Below are 253 nucleotides of genomic sequence, written 5' to 3' on the forward strand. Positions count from 1 at the left end.
GTTCACCATCATGCATCCGGAAGAGGAGCAGCCCACCCCTGTAGCCTGCGGGGCCTACTCCGAGTGGGAGGGCATCCTGGCCAACATGGGAGTCCTGGTGGCTCCCCCGTGGCGCAGGCGCGGAATCGGGACGCTGGCCGCTTCGATCGCCGCGCACGAAGCCCTCGCTGCGGGGCTGACCCTGCAATGGAAAGCCGACGTCAGCAACACCGGAGCGCTCGCGATGGCCCGCAGCCTCGGCTTCGCCACGGGC

The 253-nt window shown here is 69.6% G+C and carries 1 protein-coding gene; it reads left to right on the plus strand.

Annotation, left to right across the window (positions count from 1 at the left end; genetic code table 11):
* Positions 1-253, plus strand: a 253-nt coding sequence (locus tag ACPYOM_RS23125; RefSeq protein ID WP_481347763.1) for a GNAT family N-acetyltransferase, incomplete at both ends; no start/stop codon positions are given.

Source organism: Monashia sp. HAY1-2A (genome assembly GCF_056755315.1).